Origin of the sequence: Tepidiforma thermophila (genome assembly GCF_002563855.1) — a bacterium.
In the GTDB taxonomy this organism is placed as follows: Bacteria; Chloroflexota; Dehalococcoidia; order Tepidiformales; family Tepidiformaceae; genus Tepidiforma; species Tepidiforma thermophila.
Window position 1 is genome coordinate 521,664 of sequence record NZ_PDJQ01000001.1, and the last position, 20,380, is coordinate 542,043.

Genomic DNA, 20,380 nt, shown 5'->3' on the forward strand with positions numbered 1-20,380 from the left:
GAATAATCCATCATTGTTCCAATCTCCCATTGAGTAAGACAAGCACGTTTTCTTTTCGATTTAATCTCCTTCCTTAACCACGTGAGCCAGCATTTTTCTAAATCGTATGCATTACTACCAGGGACGTCAACTCCAAAAATCATAATTACCTCCATTAGGATAAAAATTAACTCAGATGACTGTAAGTCATCTCACTCGCGAAGTGTAGCCGCTTCGCCGGCGACTGTCAAGTGCCGCCGGGTTGAGACTGCCCGGCGGGACAGGCGCCCAACAGATGGGGCATGGGGCAAACTGCGTTGCGGGAGCAGGCCTGCCAATGCCGTCCCGGTTTTAGGCGCGACGAGAGATGCCGCGGCAGATTTGGCTCCTCATCATGCGCCAAGAAATCCGGTCGGCCGGACCCGGCAACCGGGTCGCCCAAGCGCCCCACCTGCGCTGTTCAGCATCGATTGATATGCCCGGGACGCCGCGCGCGACCGGGATAGGAGTGGGACGCCGCCGTCGGGTACAGTACGCTTCTCACCCGGGCCGTCATTCCAGCCCGCCGGAGTCTGGCCTTCATGCGCGAAGATGGTGCAGCAATTCACTTCACGCTCGAGACTCCCAATACGGAGCCCGGGCAGGTCGGTGTGCCCGAGCTGGCGGCGTTCCTCGACGGCATCCAGCGCGCAGTGACCGTCCTGGTCGAAGACGCATGGGGGCGGGCGCACGGACGAGGCCGCATTCCGGAGGCCCTCCGGGCGGCGGCCGTCCTGGTCCTGTCCGACGCAGGTGCCGGCAGCTTCTCCGCCACGCTGCGCATGGCCCGGCCGCAGGGGCTGTGGGACGCCAGCATCGCCGAACGCACCATTGAGCGCGCCCTCGGCGGATTCGCGGCCATCGCCCGCGGTGAGCGGCCCGACCTCCCCCGGGCTGCAGCCGACCACCTCGTGGCGGCGGTTCGGCCCGTTTGCCGGGCGGGCGGCCGGCTGGAGGTCAGCGGCACCGGACTCGACCGGGTGATCACCGTTGATGCACGGACGAAACTCCCCGCCGAAGCAGCACCCGGGGGGGCCGGCATGGTGCGGGTCGCCGGCGAACTCCTCGAGATCGACTATCGCGACAGCACGGCCGAGCTCTGGGCGGCAGACGGCACACGCACCACGCTGCTCCTCGGACCCGGGCAGCTCGACGCCGTTGACGAGCACCGGCGCGGGTACGTCGCGGTCCGCGGGACGTGGGAGGACCGCCGCCGCCGGCGCCTGCGGGTCGCCGAGGTTCTCCCGCTCGACGGCGCCGCAGCGTTCTGGAGGGCCCCGACGCTTGAGGAGCTCGAGGCCCGGCAGGGCGTCGCCCCGGTCCACAGCCTCGCGGCGCTGCGGCTTCCCTCATGGGAGGGCGAGGACGAAGACGCCTTCCTCGAAACCCTCCGGCGGTGGCGCGAAGCATCGTGACCGACCCCGCCTCGCCATCAGCGCCGCTGCCTGCCCGGGTGCTGGTCGACACCGACGTGCTCTCCTATCCTGCGCAACGACTCCCGCGCGGCGCAGTTTGCCCCGCTCCTCGAAGGGCGCGTCATCGTCGTCTCGTTCCAGACGGTCGCCGAGCTGTACCGCTGGGCGAAGGAGCGAGGGTTCGGCAAACGGCGCGTGCGTGAGCTCGAGGAGCTGCTCCGGCGGCTCGTTGTCGTTCCGAGCTCGAACGCCCTGTGCGCGGAATGGGCCGCAATCCACGCCGAGGCGCGGCAGCGCGGCCTGGGCATCTCGCCGCAGGACGCCTGGATCGCGGCCACGGCCCGCCTCTACGACCTTCCCCTCCTGACGAACAACCGTCGCGACTTCGAGCAGGTCGAGGGTCTTACGCTCCTGGAGCCCCCTCGCCCAGCGCCTCCCGGATGACTTCGCTCGCGTCCGTCACGAAGACGAAGCGCAGCTCCTTCCGCGCCTCCTCCGGCACGTCCTCGGTGTCGCGCTCGTTCTCCTTCGGCAGGATCACGGTGCGGATGCCGGCCCGGTGCGCCGCCAGCACCTTCTCTTTGATGCCGCCCACCGGCAGCACCCGCCCGTGCAGCGTAATCTCGCCCGTCATGGCGACATCGCTGCGCACGGGCCGCCCGCTGGCGAGCGACACGAGCGCCGTCGCCATCGTCACGCCCGCCGAGGGGCCGTCCTTCGGCACCGCGCCCGCCGGCACATGGACGTGGACCGCCTTGTGCTCGAAGAAGTTCGGGTCGATGCCCAGCTTCGCCGCGTTCGAGCGGACCCAGGTGAGCGCGGCCTGCACGCTTTCGCGCATCACATCGCCGAGCTGCCCGGTCAGGATGAGCCGCTCCTCGCCGGCAGGCATGGCGGCGGCCTCCACCTGGAGCACGTCGCCGCCCGCGGGAGTCCAGGCCAGCCCCGTCGCGATGCCCGGCCGGTCGATCCGGATGAACGCGTCCTCCGGGATGCGCGGCCGGCCGAGGTACTGTTCGACTGCAGCGACGTCGATGGTCACCGGGGTCGCTTCGCCCTCGACCACGCGCCGGGCAACCCGGCGGACGACGCCGGCGATCTCCCGTTCGAGGCCGCGCACGCCGGCTTCGCGGGTGTACCGCCGGATGATGTGGCGGAGCGCATCCGCCTCGAACACGATTTCGCCGGGCTTGAGCCCGTGGGCGCGGAGCTGGCGCGGCACCAGGTACCGCTCGGCGATGTGCAGCTTCTCGTCCTCGGTGTAGCCGGAGAGCTGCATCACCTCCATCCGGTCGCGCAGCGGCGGCGAGATGGTATCGAGCGTGTTCGCCGTGGCGATGAAGAGCACGGCCGAGAGGTCGAACGGCACGCCGAGGTAGGTATCGGTGAAGCGGTGGTTCTGGGCCGGGTCCAGCACCTCGAGCAGGGCCGCGGCCGGGTCGCCGCGCCAGTCGCTGCCCACCTTGTCGATCTCGTCGAGCATGATGACGGGGTCGCGCGTGCCGGCCTGGCGGAGGGCCTGGATGATTCGGCCGGGCATCGCGCCGATGTAGGTGCGCCGGTGGCCGCGGATCTCCGCCTCGTCGTGCACGCCGCCGAGCGCCACCCGGGCGAACTTCCGGTCGAGCGCGCGGGCGATCGACTGCCCGAGGCTCGTCTTGCCGACGCCGGGCGGGCCGACGAAGCAGAGGATCGGCTCGGCGGCGGCGCGCTCGGTCGGCGGCAGGTCGGGACCGTCGCCGTCCGCGGCGGCGCGCTCGGCCCGCAGCTTGCGGACGGCGAGGTAGTCGAGGATGCGGTCCTTGATCTTGTCGAGGTCGTAGTGGTCTTCGTCGAGCACCGTGCGGGCGCGTTCGATATCGATGGCGGAGCCGCTGAGCTTCTGCCAGGGCAGGTTCGCCAGCCAGTCGAGGTAGGTGCGGATGATCCCCTGCTCGGGCGAACCGGCGGGCAGGAGGGCGAGCCGTTCGAGCTCGCGGTCGGCCTCGGCGCGGGCTTCCGGCGGGAGGCCGGCCTCATCGAGGGCGCGGCGCAGCTCGGCGAGCTCTTCGCCTTCACCCTCCCCCAGCTCTTTCTGGATGGAGCGGAGCTGCTCGCGGAGGAAGTACTCGCGCTGCGATTTCGAAAGCCGCTGCTCCGTCTCCTGGGCGATCTTCCGGCCGAGCTCGCGCACGGCGATCTCATGCTGGATGAACTCGATGAGCTTGCGGAGCTTGGCCTCGACGCTGTCCAGCTCGAGCAGCTCCTGCCGCTGGGCGCCGCTGAGCGGCATCGCCGCACCGACCAGGTAGCAGAGCTGGAGCGGGTCGGTCAGCGCTTCGGCGGCGGCGACGAACTCCTGCGGCAGCTGGATGACGGCGACGAGCTTCGCGATCAGTTCGAGCACCGCCCGGCGGAGCGCTTCGCCTTCCGGGCCGTCGGCCGGCCGCTCTGGCGCGCGCTCCACCCGGGCCTGGAGGTACGGCTCGGTCCCCGTGAACTCGAGGATCCGGACGCGCTCGATGCCCTGGACAACGACCTGCAGGGTCCCTTCCCCGGCGCGGGCCAGGTGGTGCACGACGCCGATCGTGCCGATGCGGTACACATGGTCCGGCCCGGCGAGGTCGACATCGTCGGTGTTCTGGGCGACGAAGACGAGCCGCCGGTCGGCGCGCATCACGTCATCGATCAGCCGGATGGAGCGCGGCTGGCCGACCGCGAGGGGAACGACGGCGAAAGGGAAGACGACCGTCCCGCCGCGGAGCGGCATGACGGGAAGAACCTCGATGCCGCCCTCATCGGGGGACGGGGGAACGTCGGCGGGAACGCCGGGCGCCTGGAACGGTTCGCTGCTCATCGCGCGGCACCTCCGCTGGTCTTCGGGAATTCGAGCAGCAGGAGGCCGTTGTCGTACGTTGCGCGCGTGCCTTCGGGGTCGATGCTGCACGGGAGCGGCACTTCGAGCCGGAACGGCCCCTGGCGGACCTGGGCCGCGTGGTAGCGGGCATCGACGGGCGGGGGCGGGAGCCGCCGCTGGCCTTCGATGACGACCGCGTCGTCGTAGAAGAGCAGGTCGATATCTTCGACCGATACGCCCGCCAGCTCGACGAGCACGGAAAGTGCGTCGGCGGTTTCGGTCACGTCGGCGGCGGGCCGCCACCAGGGCTGGGCAAGGCGGACGCGTTCGCGCGCGGGGAGCACGCCCGCGGCGAGCGGCTCCGGGCCGGTGCGGACGAGCAGGGCGTAGCGGTAGCTGATACGGCGGTAGCGCACGGGGCCTCCTGCGCGGCGCCCGGGCCGGGGGGCCCCGGGCTATCGTTCCTTCAGCATGGAGCCGGCGCCGCGCGACGGACAAGGGCCGATCGGTCCCCCCAATTCGCCGGAGAGCGGGCGCGCGGCGCCGGCTACTCCTCCCGCCCGCGGCGGCCAAAGAGCCGCAGGACCTCGTCGACCGGGAAGGCGAGGGCGTGGAGGGAGACGACGAGGATGGCAGCGGTGACGGCGGTCAGCTCGTCGGGGCCGGCGCCGGTCACGTCCTGCCAGGTGAGTGCGCCGGCGGCGAGCACGGCCAGCACGGCAGCCAGGGTGGTGCGGACCTTCGCATGGTAGCCGTTCATGCGAGCCTCCGGGCGAGCGCGGCGGCGAGCACCGGCGGCAGCCCGAGCGCCGCGGCGGCGACGAGGCCGCCGAGCGGGCCGGTGGCCGCGGCGATGAGGGCTGCACCGGCGCCCTGGGCGAGGACGACGGCCGCGCGGCGCGGGAGCGGGCTGGTGGGCCGGGTCATAGGACGAACCTCCGGGTGTGCGGGATGTTCCCCAACCCTCGCGCGCCGGCCGGCGAGCGCCAAGCCGCGGCCGTCACCGCCATGCGCCGTGCCCCCGGGCAGCAACGAACGGGCCCGGGGATGTTCCCCGGGCCCGCCGAGCCGTGCCGGTTGAGCCGGTTTTGGCTACTTCTTCTTGCTGACGTCGATGACCTCGCCGAAGAGGTCCCACTTCTTGGCGGAGGGGTTGTACTTCGCCAGCTGCTCGGCCTGGATCGGGTAGTAGTCCGGGTTGGGCGAGTCGACCGGCGAGGTGTTGATGAGGATGCCCGGCAGGAGCACGTCGACCCGCAGGTCCTTGATGCTGGTCGCCTGCTTCAGGATGTTCTCCCGGGTCAGGTTGTTCCCGGCCCGCTTCAGCACGCCCTCGACCAGCGTCTGGGCGACGGCGTAGCCGTAGACGTTGAAGCCGTCGTTGGGGTTGCCGTCCGGGTAGTACTTCTTCATGAAGGCCAGGTAGTCCTGGATGGCCTTATCGTTGGCCCACTGCGGGTCGCCCGGGTCCTTGATGTAGATGGTGGTGATGACGTCCGAAAGGTCGGCGCCCTGCTGAGCCGCCGGGTCGACCACGGCCGGGATCGACTGGGAGACGGAGTTCAGCAGGATGGTCGGCTTCCAGCCGACCTGGCTCGCGGCGATGAGCGCCTGGGTGGCAAACTTCGGCGTTGCGATGATGTAGAAGGTGTCGGCGCCGGATTCCTTCAGCTGGGTCACCTGGGCGCTGACCGAGGCATCGGTCACGGCGTAGCTGGCTTCCTTGACGATGACCTGCGAGGCCTTTGCGCCGAGCGCCTTCTTGAAGCCCTCGAGGTAGTCCTTGCCGTAGTCGTCGTTCTGGTAGAGGATGGCGACTTTCGCGTTCGGCTTCTCCTTCGAGAGCCACTCGACGTAGATGGCCGATTCGGACTGGTAGTCAGGCTGCCAGCCCATCGTCCACGGGTGGCTCTTCGGGTCGGCGCCCCACTTCGAGGCGCCCGTCGCAACAAACAGGTGCGGGATCTTCTGCTGGTTCAGGTAGTCCCAGATTGCCGTGTTCGAGGGCGTGCCCAGCGTGTTGAAGATGAAGAGCACTTTCTCCTGCTCGACGAGCGAGCGGGCGCACTGCACCGTCTTGTCCGGCGAGTACTGGTCGTCCTGGGTGATGAAGGTGATCTTGCGGCCGTTCACCCCGCCCTGCTCGTTGACCATCTTAAAGTAGGCTTCGACGGACTTGCCGATGGTGCCATAGGCCGCCGCCGGGCCCGAGAACGGGTAGCAGCTGCCGATTTTGATCTCGGTGTCGGAAGCGCCGGGGTCGTACTTCTTGACGTCCTGCTGCGGCGTCTCGCCGCCGGTCGCCGGCGTCTCCTCCTCGTCGTCGTCATCGCCGCCGCAGGCGGCAGCGAGGACCATGGCGACCGCGGCTACCAGCATCAGCAGCGCGGTCCAGCGTTTCGGTTTCCTCATTCGGTGCGTTCCCTCCTTGAACCAGGGTTCTGCCTTCACATGCCCTGCGGGCATGGGAATGCCGTCAGGATTGGCCTGCGCCGGCCTCGCCTGGCCGGGCGGCGGAGACCGGGGTCCCGCCTTCGGTCACCACCGGCTTTCGCAGCCGGAGGCCGGTGCGCGCGTACCGCCAGGTCTGTTCCAGGAAGCCGGCTACGCCGTGCCGCATCACGTACATGAATACGATCAGGATGGCGGCCTGGATTGCGTCGGGGGCCGACTTGTTGATGGACACGGTGATATCAGGCACGAACTGCTGGAACAGCCCGCCGATGATCGCGCCGTTGATCGTCGCAATCCCGCCGATGACGGCGCCGACGAGGAAGCGGATGGAGAGGAGCACGGAGTACTGGTCCGGGGAGACGAACTGGATGACCACGCCGTTGAGGGCGCCGGCGAGCCCGGCAAAGGCCCCGGCGATGCCGAAGACGGTCATCTTGTAGAGCGCCACATTGACGCCCATCGCCGCGGCGGCGGTCTCATTGTCGCGGATAGCGACCAGCGCCCGGCCGAACCGGCCCCGCCGGATGTTCGCCGCCAGCACGAAGACGAGCAGCGCGAGGACGGCCGTGAGGTAGTAGAAGAACCGGTCGGGATTCGTCTCCCAGAACGGGAGGTTCAGCTTCCCGAACATGGATACGCCCTGGACGCCGCCGGTGTAGTGCTCGAACTTCTTGGCCAGCGGGGCAACCGTCACAGCGAGCGAGAGAGTCGCCAGGGCCAGGTACGGCCCCTTGAACCGCAGCGCCGGGATGCCGATCAGGAACCCGGCGACCCCGGCGATAAGCGGCGCGAGCAGCAGCGACCAGCCCCACGGCATCTCCCACTGGCGGAAGCCGACGCCGAGGGTGTAGCCGCCGATGGCGAAAAACGCACTCTGCCCGAGCGAGATCTGCCCGCCGAAGCCGGTCAGCAGATTCAGGCCGACGATCACGATCATGAACTGAATGGCGACCGTCATCTTCAGCATCGACGCATGCGGAATCCGGTCGACGTACAGGGGCATGAAGACGAAGAACGCGATGATCAGACCGTAGCCGACCCATCGGACCGCGCGCTGCGCCGCGGGCCCGCGGTCGAGGACGGGCGCGAGCGCAAGCGCGAGGACGACGGTGGCGATGGCGGCCAGGCTCAGGAGCGCAGCGAGGCCCGCAGCCGGCCGCACCAGGGCGCCGACCGCCGGGAGATCCGCGATGTTCGTCTGCGGCTCGACCAGCCAGACGAGGCCGGCGACGATGAGCAGCGGGATGAACCAGTTCTTGCGATAGTCGAACGTTCGTACGAAGTCCATCGGCTACACCCTCTGCACGGCCTGGCGCCCGAAGAGACCGGCCGGGCGGACCAGGAGAACGGCAACGATGACGACGAGCGCGAGCACGATATCGAGCTGGGTGCCGATGAACTCGATGTAGCGCCCGCCGAGGGCCACGATGTTACCGAGCGCAATCCCGCCCACGACCGCGCCGGGCGGCGAATCGAACCCGCCGAGGGTGGCCGAAGCGAAGGAGAAGATCAGCACCGTGGCCATGAAGTTCGGCTCGAGCTGGACGATGGGCGCCGAGAGGATGCCGGCGAGCGCCCCGGCCGCGGCGGCAATCCCCCAGCCGAGCGCCAGCATCAGGTTCACGTTGATGCCCACGAGCTGGCTCGAAACCGGCTGCGCGGCGGCGGCCCGCAGCCCCAACCCGAGCTTCGTCCGCTGGAAAAGCACGTAGAGGGCCAGCATGAGGGTGATGAGCACCACGAAGATGAACAGGTGGTAGGGGACGATGAAGATGTCGCCGACCTGCCACGAGGCCTGGCGGACGCCCGTCGGCAGGGGGAACGGCTTCGGAACGCCGGAGTAGATCCAGAGCGCGAGCGAGTTAAAGAACAGGTAGAGGCCGAGCGTCACGATGACGATGGTCAGCTCGGGCGCATTCTGAACCGGCCGGATCAGCACCCGCTGGACGGCGAGGCCGGTCGCGAACGCCAGGATGAGCGTGAGCGGGACCGCGACCCAGTAGCCCATGCCGGCATTGAGAAACGACCAGCAGATATAGGTCGAGAACATCGCCATCTCGCCCTGGCCGAAGTTGATGATGTGGGTCGACCGGTAGATGAGCACCAGGGCGAGCGCGAGCAGGCCGTAGATGCACCCGTTCGCCGTACCGGCCAGCACCAGCTGGATGAATTCGGTCATGCGTGCCTCCTCTCTGGACCCGGGTCGTCAGTAGCCAAGGTAGGCCCGGCGGACGTCTTCACTGCCGGCCAGCTGCGCCGCCGGCCCCTCCATCGCCACCCTGCCGGTTTCGAGCAGATAGGCGTACGACGCCACTTTGAGCGCGCGCACTGCGTCCTGCTCCACGAGGAGCATGCTCACGCCCTCTTCGCGGTTGATGGTGGTCAGGATCTGGAAGATCTCCTGCACGATGAGCGGGGCGAGGCCGAGCGACGGCTCATCGAGGAGGAGCAGCTTCGGCCGCGCCATGAGCGCCCGGCCGATCGCCAGCATCTGCTGCTCGCCGCCCGACATGGAGCCGGCGCGCTGGTTCCGCCGCCGGGCGAGCACGGGGAAGTAGTGGTAGACCCGCTCGAGGTCCTTCCGGATGCCGTCGCCATCGCGGCGGGAGTAGGCGCCCAGGCGGAGATTCTCCTCGACGGTGAAGTCCACGAACGTGCCGCGGCCCTCGGGCACCATCACCATCCCCATGCGCACCAGGTCCTGCGTGGAGGCGCCGTTGATCCGCTGGCCCTGGTACGTGATCTCGCCCCAGGTGCGGGTCTGCGCGAGGAGCGCCCGCAGCGTCGTCGTTTTGCCCGCCCCGTTGGCGCCGAGCAGGGCCACGATGCCGCCCTGCGGCACGACCAGGTCGATACCGAAGATGACCGGCCGGTCGCCGTAGGCGGCGCGCAGGTTCTTCGCTTCGAGAATCGCCGTCATGCCTCCACCCCCAGGTACGCGCGGATCACCTCCGGGTCGCGCTGGACTTCCGCGGGCGTGCCCTCGGCGATCTTCTTGCCGAAGTCAAGCACCACGACCTTCTCGCTGATGCTCATCACCAGCCCCATGTGGTGTTCGACGAGGAGGACGGTCACATCGAACCGCTCGCGGATGTCTTTGATGAGCGCGCCGAGGGCGCTCACTTCTTCGTGGTTCAGGCCGCCGGCCGGCTCATCGAGCAGGAGGAGCTTCGGCTTCGCCACCAGCGCCCGGGCCAGTTCGATCCGCTTCAGGGTGCCGAACGGCAGCCCGGCGGCGGGGTGGTCGGCCACCCGCTCCAGCCCGAGATACGCGATCGCTTCGCTGACGGCAGCCTCGGCCTCGCGCTCCTCCCGGCTCACCCACGGGAGCCGCAGGGCCTGCGAAAAGACGTCGGATTTCGTCCGGGCGTGGGTGCCGACGCGGATGTTGTCGCGCACCGTCATTGAGGCGAACAGCGCCAGGTTCTGGAACGTGCGGGCGATACCGAGGCGCGGCACCTCGTGCGCCGCCAGGCTGAGCAGATTCCTGCCGCCGTACCAGATTTCGCCTGCCTGCGGGTGGTACAGGCGGGTGATGGCGTTGAACATGGTCGTCTTGCCGGCGCCGTTCGGCCCGATGAGCCCCACGATCTGCCCGGCAGGGACGTCGAATGAGACATCGTCGAGGGCCACCAGCCCGCCGAAGCGCAGCGTGATATTGCGCACGCTGAGGAGCGGCTGGGACCCGTTGGTGGAACTCGTCATCCCTCCCCCCTTCCGTTTGCGGCCGGAGTCTAGCCGCAGCCCAGCGGTTAGGGCAAGGGAAAGCCGCGGGCGCGCCGTTCGACCATCGTGAATACTTAGCGGATGACCAGCAAGCGGCGCAGCGGGCGGCCCGCGTTCGCGCCCGCAGCGGCTTCGGCACGCCCGCCCGGGGAAGCTGGACGCCTGGCCAGCCCGCGGGTCACGGCCGCCAGATCGCCGTCTCCGGGTGGAAGGCCGCCCAGGCGAACCAGAACTCCGTGGTGTGCAGCACCGGGGCCAGCTGCTGGCCGGCCAGCGGGCCGGCGATCGCCCGCCCGAAGATGTCCCAGGTCGACCCTGTCGCATCGTCAACGAACGTGCCCGGTTCCGGGCCGGGCGCAAAGCGGAGCGTCCGCCCGCCCTGCCGGGCATCGTAGGCCGCGGCCGCGCCGATATCGCGCGACTGGGCGATCTCCCGCTGGTCGAGGGCCGAGGCGGCGCCGGGCATCCAGAAGACCGCGACCGGGGTGCCGCCGGCCTCCACGTTCGCCACCTGCGCGGCCGCCAGCGCCTCCATCGGCACGGCCAGCCCGCGGCCGGCACGGTCGAGCGCGACTACCCGTTCGAGCGCGGGCAGGCGCGGGTCGGGCGTGCCCTGGAAGAGGAAGGGCTGGCTCGTGGCGTCGTAGAACTCGTAGGGGTTGATGCCGTAGGCCCGATCGAAACCGGTGTCTTCCGTGAGCGCGGGCGCCTGCGGGAAGGCGCGGCGGAACTCGCCCCAGGGCACGATGCTCGCCGGGAGCGGCTCCAGCCGCTGCCCCGCGTGCGCGCCGACGATCCCCTCGCCGGTCGCCTGCTGCCACCAGCTCTCCGTCTGCCGGTCCCACATGACCAGGTCGGAGTGGCGGAGGTTGCCGGAGACGCCGAAATCGAGCACCTGCGCGCCGACGCGCCGGTCGAAGGCGATCGCCGTATTGCACAAGGGGCAGAAGGTGACGACCACCGGCCGCTCGCCGAAGCGGTCGTTCACCACCTCGTGCCAGGTGAGGATGTGGAGCGGGTAGCCCTTCGTGACGCCGTCGACGGTGACCACCGCGACGGGCAGGCGGTCGGCGTAGCCGAGCGTTTCGGCCGGGGCGAACCTGGCCCGGCCGCCGCGCGGCGCGGGGATGGTCACGGCGCCCTCGGCATCGAGCGGCGGGATGCAGTCGCGGACGGGGCAGCCGCGGAGGATTTCGCGCGGGTCGACGGTCGCGCGGGAGAAGTCGGTGTTCGGCCAGTCGGGGAACTCGGACTGGAAGCTGATCAGCCGGTCGACCGGCGAAAGGGTGGCAGTCGGCGTCGCGGCCGGGGGCGTCGCTGCGGGTGGGGAGCCGCTGCTGCAGGCCGCAGCCAGGGCGAGGAGGGGCGCAAGCAGGGCCGGGACGTGCCGTCGCATGTGCGCCATACTCTGACCCCTCGAACGGAAAGACCCGGTCATGCCCGGTATGATCCCCGGCCATGACGCTGGAGATGTGGGTCATCCTCGCCGTGCGGGTTGCCGGCTCGCTGCCCGTCCTCCGCTGGGCCTTCGCGGGGGCGATCATCGCCATCCTCGTCGACCTCTCCGACCTCTTCCTCCGCGCCTACCTCGAACTCGGCGGCGTGCGCAACTACCAGTCCTTCGACAAGTGGTGCGACCAGGTCTACCTCGCGCTCTTCCTGGTGGTGGCGCTGCGCTGGGAGGGGCCGGCCCGGGCGGTCGCCGTGGCGCTCTACCTGTTCCGGATGGCGGGCTTCGCGCTCTTCGAGCTGACCGGCGAGCGGTGGGTGCTGATGCTCTTCCCGAACGTCTTCGAGTTCTGGTTCGTGTTTGCGGCCTTCACCCGGCACTGGTGGCGGTCGTTCTCCTGGCGGCCCCGCGCCACGGCCCTGGCCCTGGCGGGCGCCACGGCCGCGAAGCTGTTCCACGAGTACAGCCTGCACGTGGGCCGCTGGTTCGACAGCTTCACGCCGAAGGATGTGGTCGCCTGGCTGCTCGGGCCGTTCGGCTGACGGCTACCGGGCTCCGGTCAGCTCGCGGACCTTTTCGAGGGCTTTCTTCGGGTCACGCTCGCCCGGGACGGTGACCGTCACCGTGACACCCCCGCCTTCCCGGACGATGGGGCGCGCAGGCGGCCGCTGAGCCTCGCGCTCATCGGCTGAGGCGGTACCGGCGCTCGTGCCGGATGTCCTGCGGTGACCAAACCAGTTCCAGGGCACCGTGCACCTCCCGCAGCTGCTCAGGCTTGCTGAACAGCCCCTGATATCGAACATCTTCGACGATAACGCGCAAGGACGTCAGCCCCTGCCGCAACCGGCAAATCTCGAAGGCCGTCGTCTGACCCGGGGCAACGTAGGCAAAGTTGAGCTGGATACGGCACTGGCCGCCATCCTGTTCCGCCAGTGTCCACTCGAGGAGCAGTTCGACCACGACATCGTACGCAATCCCAAGCGGGGCGTTCTGGAGGTTCCTGACGTACAGGCGGACCTCCCGGGGGCTTTCGCCCTGGTGCAATCCCTCGAGCGCATGGACGAGGTCATCGCGGCCGAAATCCCACGCGCTGAACACCCGCAGCGGCTTTGGGGCATCGAACGACGACGGTACCGGGTAACCTCCTTCGACGAGATCGACGTCGACCCGCAGGTACGGCTGCCGCGCGACCCGGTCGGCCTCCTCCTGGAGGCGCAGCTCCTGGCTGGCCCAGACGATGGTGAGCGCAGCGACGAGCGTGGCAGCCGCCGACGTCGCGCTGGCCAGCGCCGAGACCACGCCCCAGTCGAGGTGCGGCCCGCTGAGATCCACGCCGCCAGACAGGACGGCGATGCCGAAGACCGCGGAGGGGACGGCGAGAACAAAACCAAAGACGAGGATCACGCGCCCCCGGATGCCCGGTGCGCGGCGCTGAAGGTCGCTGCCGCCTCTCGGCTCCACGGCCCGCCATTCTCACCCCCGCTGCAGCCGCGCCGCAACGCGGCTCATCGCCAGGTCACAGCCTGCACGTGGGCCGCTGGTTCGACAGCTTCACGCCGAAGGACGTGGTCGCCTGGCTGCTCGGGCCGTTCGGCTGACGGCTACCGGGCGGGGAGCGGCAGGCGCATCTGGTGGGGCTTCGCTTCGGGGAGCGCAGTGGACGCTCCGCCGGCCGGTTTCCCGGACACAGATGCCCCGCCGACCGCCCGCAACCCGCCGACCCGGGTCCCGGCCTGCCAGCACCCCGCGCCGGCCAGGTTCGACCCCCGGGCGTGCTCGAGGAGGTCGGCGAGCGTCAGCAGGGCGGCGTGCCGCTCCGCCCACCGCTCGGCCTCGTCGGCCGAGAAGACGTGGCCGTACTCCGGGTCAGGCTCCCCCATGAGCGTCATAAAGAACACCCGGTCCCCCAGCCGCAACACTGGCACCTCGACGGGTTCAAGTCGGCGCGCCTGGCTGTCCAATGCAGTGACCTCCTCCGTCAATCATAGTCGGCATCGCGCCAGAACTGGGTTACCAGCACCCCCGCTGCAGCCGCGCCGCAACGCCGCCCTTCCCCTCCCCCACCCGGCCCCGTACGCTCCCCGGCGATGCCCTCGCCCCGCACCTGGCTCATCGCTGCGCGGCCGGTCTCCTTCACCGCGGCGGCCGTCCCCGCCCTCGTCGGGACGCTCCTCGCCGCGCCCGAATCGTTCACCTGGTGGACGGCCCTCCTCGCCATCCTCGGCTCCGTCCTCTTCCTCGCCGGGACCAACTTCGTCAACGACTACTACGACCACCGCAAGGGCACCGACGGCCCCGGCTCGCTCGCCCCGCCGGGCGCGATCCGGCAGGGGCTGCTGACGCCCCGGCAGGTGCTGGCCGGCGGCATCGCCTGCTTCGCCGCGGGTGCGGCGATCGGGATCGTGCTCTGCTGGGCCGTCAGCTGGCAGCTCCTCTGGGTCGGCGCGGCGAGCCTCCTCGCCGGCTTCTTCTATACCGGCTGGCCGCTCCACCTCGCCTACCGCGCCCTCGGCGAACTGGTCGTCTTCGTGTTCATGGGGCCCGTCATCGTGACGGGCGCCGCCTTCGTGCAGACGGAAACCTGGAGCCGCGAGGCGTTCATCGCCTCGCTGCCGCTCGGCTTCCTCGTCGCCGCCATCCTCCACGCGAACAACCTGCGCGACCTCGAGCAGGACCGCGCCGCCGGCAAACGCACCCTCGCCACCATCCTCGGCCGGCGCTGGGCCGAACGGGAGCTCTGGCTGCTCATCGCTGCTGCGTTCGCTGCGCTCGCCGGGGCCGTCGCGGCCGGGGCGCTGCCGTGGCCGTCGCTGGTCGCATTTGCCGCCCTGCCCGGCGTCCGGCCGATGGTCCGCACCGTCCGCGCGGTGAACGCCGGGGCGAACCCCCGCCGGCTGAACTTCGTCCTGCGCGATGCCGCGCTCCTCCACCTGCGCTTCGGGCTGCTGCTTGCGCTCGGGCTGGCGGTCAACTGGGCGCTCGGCTGAGCGCCGGCTCAGCGCGGGAGCCGGCCCTGCGCCCAGTGGGTGATCGCCACGGCGAGGGCATCGGCCGCGTCGGCCGGCGAAGGGGGCTCCGCAAGGCCGAGCTGAAAGGCCACCATCCGGGCGACCTGCTCCTTCTCGCCGCGGCCGAACCCGGCGACCGTCTGCTTCACGAGGAGCGGGGCGTACTCGGCAACCTCCAGCCCCGCATCGGCCAGGCCGATGATCGCGGCCGCCCGCGCCTCACCAAGGGCCATCGCGCTCCGGGCGTTGTCGCCCACGAAGCCCGCCTCCACGGCGGCGGCGGCGGCGCCGGTCTCCCGGGCGATGGCGCACACCCGCTCCCGCAGCGCGACGAGCCGGGCCGCCCGCGGGTCCGACGCGCGCGTGCGGATGACGCCGTGGCAGACGTGCAGGGCCCGCCCGCCGTCCACTTCGATGACGCCGTAGCCGGTGACGCCGAGCCCGGGGTCGATGCCGATGATGCGCACGCCGCCCATGGTGCCTCGCCCGTGCGCGGAGCGCGAACCCGGGCTGTCACCCGGCCGCGGGCGTGTGCTCCGGGCACTCCATCGCGGCCTCCGCCGCGCCGAGGGCGCGGTCGATGAGGGCGCAGTGGTGCGGCCGGTCGCTCCCCGGGTGTGCGCCGGGCCGGAAGTGGACGCAGCCGGCGCAGGGCGCACTGACCACCAGCCGGCCGGCCCGCACCTCGGCGGCCACCACCTTCGCGAGCACGGCTTCGAAGGCGGCCAGCTCGGCAGGGGGGAGCGCCGCCAGCGTCTCCTCCAGCCCGGCCTGCCATCGCTCGAGCCGGCCCCACGCCTCCCAGCCCGCGGCCGTCAGGGCGAGCACCGACTGGCGGCCGTCGAACGGGTGGGGCCGCCGCTCGATGAGCCCGCGCTCGACCAGCGGGTTCACGATGCCCACCGCCGTCGGCGGGCGCACGCCGAGGAGCCGCGCAAGCTGCCCGGGAGTGGCCATGTCGGGCCGGGTCTTCGCGGCGAAGCGGAGCACGGCCGCCTGCGCGGGCGTCAGCCCCTCGGCCTGCCCCTGCTCGCGGGCCTCCGCCTCCGCCGCCCGGGCGAGCCGGAGGAGGGCCATGGCGATGCCGGCCGCGCGCTGCCGCGGGTCCACGGTTGACAGCGTACTGTAGGATGCCTACATTCTGCATCCGGTAGGAGTCCTACATCTTGCCAACGGAGGAACCGATGTCGACCACCGCCATTCCCGGCTACCGCTACGGCGACCCTGCCCTGCCCCCGGCCCCCATCGGCGCCGACGGCCTGCGCGACCTGCGCGCCGCCTGCCTGCTGAGCGACGACGACCTGGCGGCCCTGAGCGAGGCCGCACCGATCATCGAGCCGCAGATCGAGGAGATCCTCGATACCTGGTACGGGTTCGTCGGCTCGCACCCGTTCCTGCTCGCCTCATTCAGCACCGCCGAGGGCCCGCACCAGGGCTACCTCGCGGCCGTCCGGGCCCGCTTCGGCCAGTGGATCCGCGACACCCTGCGCGCCGGGTACGATGACCGCTGGCTCGCCTACCAGCGGGAGATCGGCCGGCGCCACGCCTCCGGCAAGGGGGAGGCCGACGGCATCACCGGGACGCCGGAGGTGGTGCCGTACCGCTACCTGGCCGCGCTGATCGTGCCGATCACGGTGACGATGCGCCCCTTCCTCGCGAAGGGCGCGCGGGACGCGGAGCACCTGGAGCGGATGCACCAGGCCTGGTTCAAGGCTGTCGTCCTCTCCGTCGCGCTCTGGTCGGAGCCGTACGTGCGGGAGGGCTGGTGGTAGGCCGCTGCGCCTACCGCCGGTAGCGCCGGGAGCGGTCGCGGCCGCCCGCCTGGCTCCGGCCGAAGCGGAGCGGCCCGCCCTTCCCGGCGGCCGCCGCAAAGAGGGCCAGCTCTTCCGCATCGGTGCCCACCAGTTCGCGGCGGAGCTCCACGATCCGGTCGCGCAGGGCCGCCGCCTTCTCGAACTCGAGGTTCTTCGCGGCGGCCTTCATCTGCTGCTCGAGCTCCTTCACCAGCCGCAGCAGCTCGTCCTTCGGCAGCGCTTCCGGCGCCGGGCCGGCATCGTAGCCGGCCTTCTCCTCGGCGGCCTGCATGCGGACGTGGTCGGTGATGTCGCGCACCGCCTTCTGGATGCTCGCCGCCTGGATGCCGTGCTTCCGGTTGTACTCCTCCTGGATCCGCCGGCGCCGGTACGTCTCGTCGATCGCCTGCTGCATGCTCCCCGTAATGGTGTCGGCGTACATCACCACCCGGCCCTCGACGTGGCGCGCGGCCCGCCCGATCGTCTGGATGAGCGACCGGTTCGAACGGAGGTACCCCTCCTTGTCGGCGTCGAGGATGCAGACGAGCGACACCTCCGGCAGGTCGAGCCCCTCGCGCAGCAGGTTGATGCCGACCACCACGTCGTACACCCCGAGCCGGAGGTCGCGCAGGATCTCCACCCGGTCGAGCGTCTCCACCTCCGAATGGAGGTAGTGGGTCTTGATGCCCATCTCCTTCAGGTAGTCGGCGAGGTCCTCGGCCATCTTCTTCGTGAGCGTGGTGACCAGCGCGCGCTGGCCCTTATCGACCACCCGGCGGATCTCGTCCATCAGGTCGTCGACCTGGTTCTTGGTCGGCTTCACCACAATCTCGGGGTCGAGCAGGCCCGTCGGGCGGATGACCTGCTCCACCACCTGGCTCGAGACGCGCAGCTCGTAGTCGCCCGGGGTGGCGCTCACGAAGATCGCCTGGTTGATGTGGCGGTCGAACTCCTCGAAGGTGAGCGGGCGGTTGTCCAGCGCGGAGGGGAGGCGAAAACCGTATTCGACGAGCGTCTCCTTGCGGGAGCGGTCGCCGAAGTACTGCCCCTGCACCTGCGGCAGGGTGATGTGCGACTCATCGACGACGAGCAGCCAGTCGTCGGGGAAGTAGTCGAGCAGGCACCAGGGCGTGGAGCCGGGTTCCCGCGCCTGCAAGTGGCGGGAGTAGTTCTCGATGCCCGGGCAGTAGCCGGTCTCGCGGAGGGCCTCGATGTCGTAGTGGGTGCGCTCTTCGAGGCGGGCCGCCTCCAGGATCTTCCCCTGCGAGCGGAGCCAGGCGAGCTGCTCCTCCAGCTCCTTTTCGATGCCGGCGATCGCCTGCTCGAGCCGGTCCTTCGTCGTCACGAAGTGCTTCGCCGGGTAGATGTCGATCTCGTCGCGCTCGGCCACAATTTCGCCGGTCAGCGGGTCGAGCTCGACGATCCGCTCGACCTCGTCGCCCCAGAAGTCGATGCGCACGGCCAGCTCTTCGTAGCTCGGGAGGATGGTCAGCGAGTCGCCGCGCACCCGGAACCGCCCGCGGACCACGTTCTGGTCGTTCCGCTCGTACTGCATCGAGACCATCCGCCGCACCGCCTCCTGGCGGCTGAACCGCTCGCCCTTCCGGAAGCGGAGGACGAACTCCTGGTATTCGGCCGGCTCGCCGAGGCCGTAGATGCAGCTCACGCTCGCCACGATGATCACGTCCCGCCGCGTAAAGAGCGCCCGCGTGGCCGCATGGCGGAGCTTGTCGATCTCGTCATTGATGTCCGCGTCCTTGGCGATGTAGGTGTCGGTCCGCGGGACGTAGGCCTCGGGCTGGTAGTAGTCGTAGTAGCTGACGAAGTACTCGACCGCGTTCTCGGGGAAGAACTCTTTCAGCTCGGCGCAGAGCTGGGCGGCGAGCGTCTTGTTGTGGGCGAGGACGAGCGTCGGCCGCCCCGTGCGGGCGATGACGTTCGCGATGGTAAACGTCTTGCCCGAGCCGGTGACCCCGAGCAGCGTCTGGTAGCGGTCGCCCCGCTCCAGCCCCGCGACGAGCTTCTCGATCGCCTCGGGCTGGTCGCCGGTCGGCTGGAAGTCGGAGACGAGCTTGAAGGGCGCAGGCTGCGGTCGGACGATGGCCGTCATACGAACCAGTGTAGCCGACCGGCCCGACGCCGGCGTCGGGCGACGAGGAGGAGAGAAGCGGGCGCATCCCGGCCTGCGCCCGCGACGGTCGGCCCGCAACGCGCCCCGATCGCTCCGTTTGCCCCTGGGGTGATCGGCGCCGGGAACCGGGTGCGCATCCTGCGCGCCGTGTGTAAACGGCGGGGGAACGGGCGATGATCGCCCCGATCAGACCTGCTCAGCGCCCCCTGAACACCGGCGGCCGCTTCTCGAGGAAGGCTGCCCGCGCCTCCCGGCCGTCTTCACTGGCGAACGCCATGCGGATGCTGGCCAGCTCCAGCCGGCACTGCGCCTCCAGGTCGATGGGCGTGGTCGCCTTCACCACCGTGCGCTTCGTCAGCCGCATGGTGATCGGCGAAACCGCCGCGCAGAGGCGCTGGCAGTACTCGGCGACGCGCGCCTCCCAGCGGTCATCGTCGACCACTTCGCCGACCAGCCCGAGGCGGAGCGCCTCCTCGGCATCGACCGTCTTGTTCTCGAGCAGGAAGCGCATGGTCTGCTCGTAGCCGATCGCCTGGGAGAGGGTGAAGGTCATGCCGCCGTCGGGCGAGCCGCCGATGCGCGGGTAGCCGGCGAGGATGCGGGCGCTCCGCTTCATCAGCCGGATGTCGGTCGCGAGCGCGAGGGAGAGCCCGGCGCCGACGGCCACGCCGTTGATGGCGCCGACGATCGGCTTCTCGCATTTCTGCCGGAGGGTGAGGAGGAACTGGGAGACCCAGCCGAGGTCGTCGAGCTGGGTGTTGAGCGGCGACTTCGGGCTGTAGTCGCCGGGCCCGCGGAGGTCGAGGCCGGAGCAGAAGGCGTCGCCCGTGCCCGTGAGGCAGATGAGCCAGACGTCGTCGACGTCCATCGCCTCCTCGATGGCGGTGACCACGCCCCAGGCGAGCTCCTGGCTGAGGGCGTTCTTCACCTCGGGACGGTTGAGGCGGATGGTCCGGACGTGGCCGGCGTCTTCGATGGCGATGAGGTTGGACACGGGGGCTGCCCTCCGGTGCTGGTGATGCCCGGACGATACACGCGTCGGTTGCAGGAAGCTACTCACCGGCGCACAGGGGCTACTTCGCCGCTCCTTCCCCGCCCAGCAGCCAGCGCAGCGCCGCCTCCCGCTCCCGGAAGACGGCCATCGTCACCCCCTCGGCCACCCCGGCCAGCTGGAGCGCCTGCCGCGCCAGCCCGAACGCGAGGTCCCCCGGCGCGTAGACCGCGATCCGCCCCGCCCGGGCCGCGAGCTGCTCAGCCGCAGCCGCGAGGGCGCCCGCCTCCATCTCCGCCGTCTCGAGTGCCGCGGCATCGACGAGGACGCGTCCCCCGGCGGGCACCTTCAGCCACTCCCCCGCTGCCAGCCACGCGCCCGTTAGCCGCGCCGGCACCTCGACGACGGTGTAGCAGGCGTGTTCACCGGCCATGCGCTGCCTCCGCTGCCCGGGCGTATGGCGGGGATACTGCCAAGGCTGGCACGAAACGTACGACAGCTGCCCCGCGCCGCGATCAGCGCCGGGGTTGGGACGGTACTCTGCCGGTCCCCCTCTCG

At 70.3% G+C, this 20,380-nt stretch carries 22 protein-coding genes; 5 read left to right on the plus strand and 17 right to left on the minus strand.

Annotated features, from left to right (window positions below; genetic code table 11):
- Positions 1-560: 560 nt before the first annotated feature.
- Complete coding sequence (locus tag A9A59_RS02490) at positions 561-1,433, plus strand: hypothetical protein (RefSeq protein WP_098502771.1); 873 nt, start codon at positions 561-563, stop codon at positions 1,431-1,433.
- A 69-nt stretch (positions 1,434-1,502) separates the two neighbouring features.
- On the plus strand, positions 1,503-1,877 hold the full coding sequence (locus A9A59_RS02495) for a PIN domain-containing protein (protein ID WP_278286925.1): 375 nt from the start codon (positions 1,503-1,505) through the stop codon (positions 1,875-1,877).
- Here the strand turns inward: A9A59_RS02495 and lon are convergent.
- The 10 genes from lon to A9A59_RS02540 all read right to left on the minus strand — a co-directional run bounded on the left by lon (position 1,837) and on the right by A9A59_RS02540 (position 11,845).
- A complete protein-coding gene (gene lon, locus A9A59_RS02500; protein WP_098502773.1) occupies positions 1,837-4,269 on the minus strand; it encodes an endopeptidase La in 2,433 nt (810 codons plus the stop codon). The genes A9A59_RS02495 and lon overlap by 41 nt on opposite strands.
- Positions 4,266-4,685 (minus strand): Hsp20/alpha crystallin family protein, encoded by a 420-nt coding sequence (locus tag A9A59_RS02505; protein WP_098502774.1) that lies wholly within the window; start codon positions 4,683-4,685, stop codon positions 4,266-4,268. Before A9A59_RS02505 ends, lon begins: the two co-directional genes overlap by 4 nt.
- A gap of 131 nt (positions 4,686-4,816) precedes the next feature.
- A complete protein-coding gene (locus A9A59_RS02510) occupies positions 4,817-5,029 on the minus strand; it encodes a hypothetical protein (protein ID WP_098502775.1) in 213 nt (70 codons plus the stop codon).
- Positions 5,026-5,196 carry a hypothetical protein gene (locus A9A59_RS13940; RefSeq protein WP_165772448.1) on the minus strand — a complete coding sequence of 57 codons (171 nt, stop codon included), beginning with the start codon at positions 5,194-5,196 and terminating at the stop codon, positions 5,026-5,028. The genes A9A59_RS02510 and A9A59_RS13940 overlap by 4 nt, the downstream gene beginning before the upstream one ends.
- A gap of 165 nt (positions 5,197-5,361) precedes the next feature.
- Positions 5,362-6,681, minus strand: a complete 1,320-nt coding sequence (locus A9A59_RS02515; RefSeq protein WP_165772449.1) for an ABC transporter substrate-binding protein — start codon at positions 6,679-6,681, stop codon at positions 5,362-5,364.
- Between the two features lie 64 nt (positions 6,682-6,745).
- Positions 6,746-8,011 carry a branched-chain amino acid ABC transporter permease gene (locus A9A59_RS02520; protein ID WP_098502777.1) on the minus strand — a complete coding sequence of 422 codons (1,266 nt, stop codon included), beginning with the start codon at positions 8,009-8,011 and terminating at the stop codon, positions 6,746-6,748.
- Positions 8,012-8,014: 3 nt separating this feature from the next.
- Positions 8,015-8,902: a branched-chain amino acid ABC transporter permease gene (locus A9A59_RS02525; protein ID WP_098502778.1), complete on the minus strand. Its 888-nt coding sequence runs from the start codon at positions 8,900-8,902 to the stop codon at positions 8,015-8,017.
- Positions 8,903-8,929: 27 nt separating this feature from the next.
- The gene (locus A9A59_RS02530; RefSeq protein WP_098502779.1) at positions 8,930-9,643 is read right to left on the minus strand and encodes an ABC transporter ATP-binding protein; all 714 of its coding nucleotides are present in this window, start codon (positions 9,641-9,643) and stop codon (positions 8,930-8,932) included.
- Positions 9,640-10,428, minus strand: a complete 789-nt coding sequence (locus tag A9A59_RS02535) for an ABC transporter ATP-binding protein (protein WP_098502780.1) — start codon at positions 10,426-10,428, stop codon at positions 9,640-9,642. Before A9A59_RS02535 ends, A9A59_RS02530 begins: the two co-directional genes overlap by 4 nt.
- Before the next feature lie 199 nt (positions 10,429-10,627).
- Entirely contained in the window at positions 10,628-11,845 is a 1,218-nt protein-coding gene (locus A9A59_RS02540; protein ID WP_165772450.1) for a DUF3179 domain-containing protein, read from the minus strand.
- 62 nt (positions 11,846-11,907) lie between these two features.
- Between A9A59_RS02540 and A9A59_RS02545 the strand changes: the two genes are divergently transcribed.
- A complete protein-coding gene (locus A9A59_RS02545) occupies positions 11,908-12,441 on the plus strand; it encodes a hypothetical protein (RefSeq protein ID WP_098502782.1) in 534 nt (177 codons plus the stop codon).
- Between the two features lie 139 nt (positions 12,442-12,580).
- On the opposite strand, the gene A9A59_RS02550 is transcribed toward A9A59_RS02545, so the two are convergent.
- Complete coding sequence (locus A9A59_RS02550; RefSeq protein WP_098502783.1) at positions 12,581-13,360, minus strand: hypothetical protein; 780 nt, start codon at positions 13,358-13,360, stop codon at positions 12,581-12,583.
- A 140-nt stretch (positions 13,361-13,500) separates the two neighbouring features.
- On the minus strand, positions 13,501-13,860 hold the full coding sequence (locus tag A9A59_RS02555) for a hypothetical protein (protein ID WP_098502784.1): 360 nt from the start codon (positions 13,858-13,860) through the stop codon (positions 13,501-13,503).
- 126 nt (positions 13,861-13,986) lie between these two features.
- Here A9A59_RS02555 and menA point away from each other — a divergent pair, with 126 nt between their 5' ends.
- Positions 13,987-14,886: a 1,4-dihydroxy-2-naphthoate octaprenyltransferase gene (gene menA / locus A9A59_RS02560; RefSeq protein ID WP_098502785.1), complete on the plus strand. Its 900-nt coding sequence runs from the start codon at positions 13,987-13,989 to the stop codon at positions 14,884-14,886.
- A gap of 8 nt (positions 14,887-14,894) precedes the next feature.
- Here menA and ruvC read toward each other — a convergent pair whose 3' ends face one another.
- Together ruvC and A9A59_RS02570 are read right to left on the minus strand one after the other, a co-directional pair.
- Positions 14,895-15,374: a crossover junction endodeoxyribonuclease RuvC gene (ruvC, locus tag A9A59_RS02565; RefSeq protein ID WP_278286762.1), complete on the minus strand. Its 480-nt coding sequence runs from the start codon at positions 15,372-15,374 to the stop codon at positions 14,895-14,897.
- Between the two features lie 46 nt (positions 15,375-15,420).
- Positions 15,421-16,017 carry a MarR family winged helix-turn-helix transcriptional regulator gene (locus A9A59_RS02570; RefSeq protein WP_098502787.1) on the minus strand — a complete coding sequence of 199 codons (597 nt, stop codon included), beginning with the start codon at positions 16,015-16,017 and terminating at the stop codon, positions 15,421-15,423.
- 74 nt (positions 16,018-16,091) lie between these two features.
- Here A9A59_RS02570 and A9A59_RS02575 point away from each other — a divergent pair, with 74 nt between their 5' ends.
- Positions 16,092-16,679, plus strand: a complete 588-nt coding sequence (locus A9A59_RS02575) for a protoglobin domain-containing protein (protein WP_098504778.1) — start codon at positions 16,092-16,094, stop codon at positions 16,677-16,679.
- A 10-nt stretch (positions 16,680-16,689) separates the two neighbouring features.
- Here A9A59_RS02575 and uvrB read toward each other — a convergent pair whose 3' ends face one another.
- From uvrB to A9A59_RS02590, 3 genes are all read right to left on the minus strand, one after another.
- A complete protein-coding gene (uvrB, locus tag A9A59_RS02580) occupies positions 16,690-18,810 on the minus strand; it encodes an excinuclease ABC subunit UvrB (RefSeq protein WP_098502788.1) in 2,121 nt (706 codons plus the stop codon).
- 217 nt (positions 18,811-19,027) lie between these two features.
- On the minus strand, positions 19,028-19,825 hold the full coding sequence (locus A9A59_RS02585; protein ID WP_165772451.1) for an enoyl-CoA hydratase/isomerase family protein: 798 nt from the start codon (positions 19,823-19,825) through the stop codon (positions 19,028-19,030).
- A 79-nt stretch (positions 19,826-19,904) separates the two neighbouring features.
- Positions 19,905-20,255, minus strand: a complete 351-nt coding sequence (locus tag A9A59_RS02590; RefSeq protein WP_098502790.1) for a hypothetical protein — start codon at positions 20,253-20,255, stop codon at positions 19,905-19,907.
- Positions 20,256-20,380 lie beyond the last annotated feature (125 nt).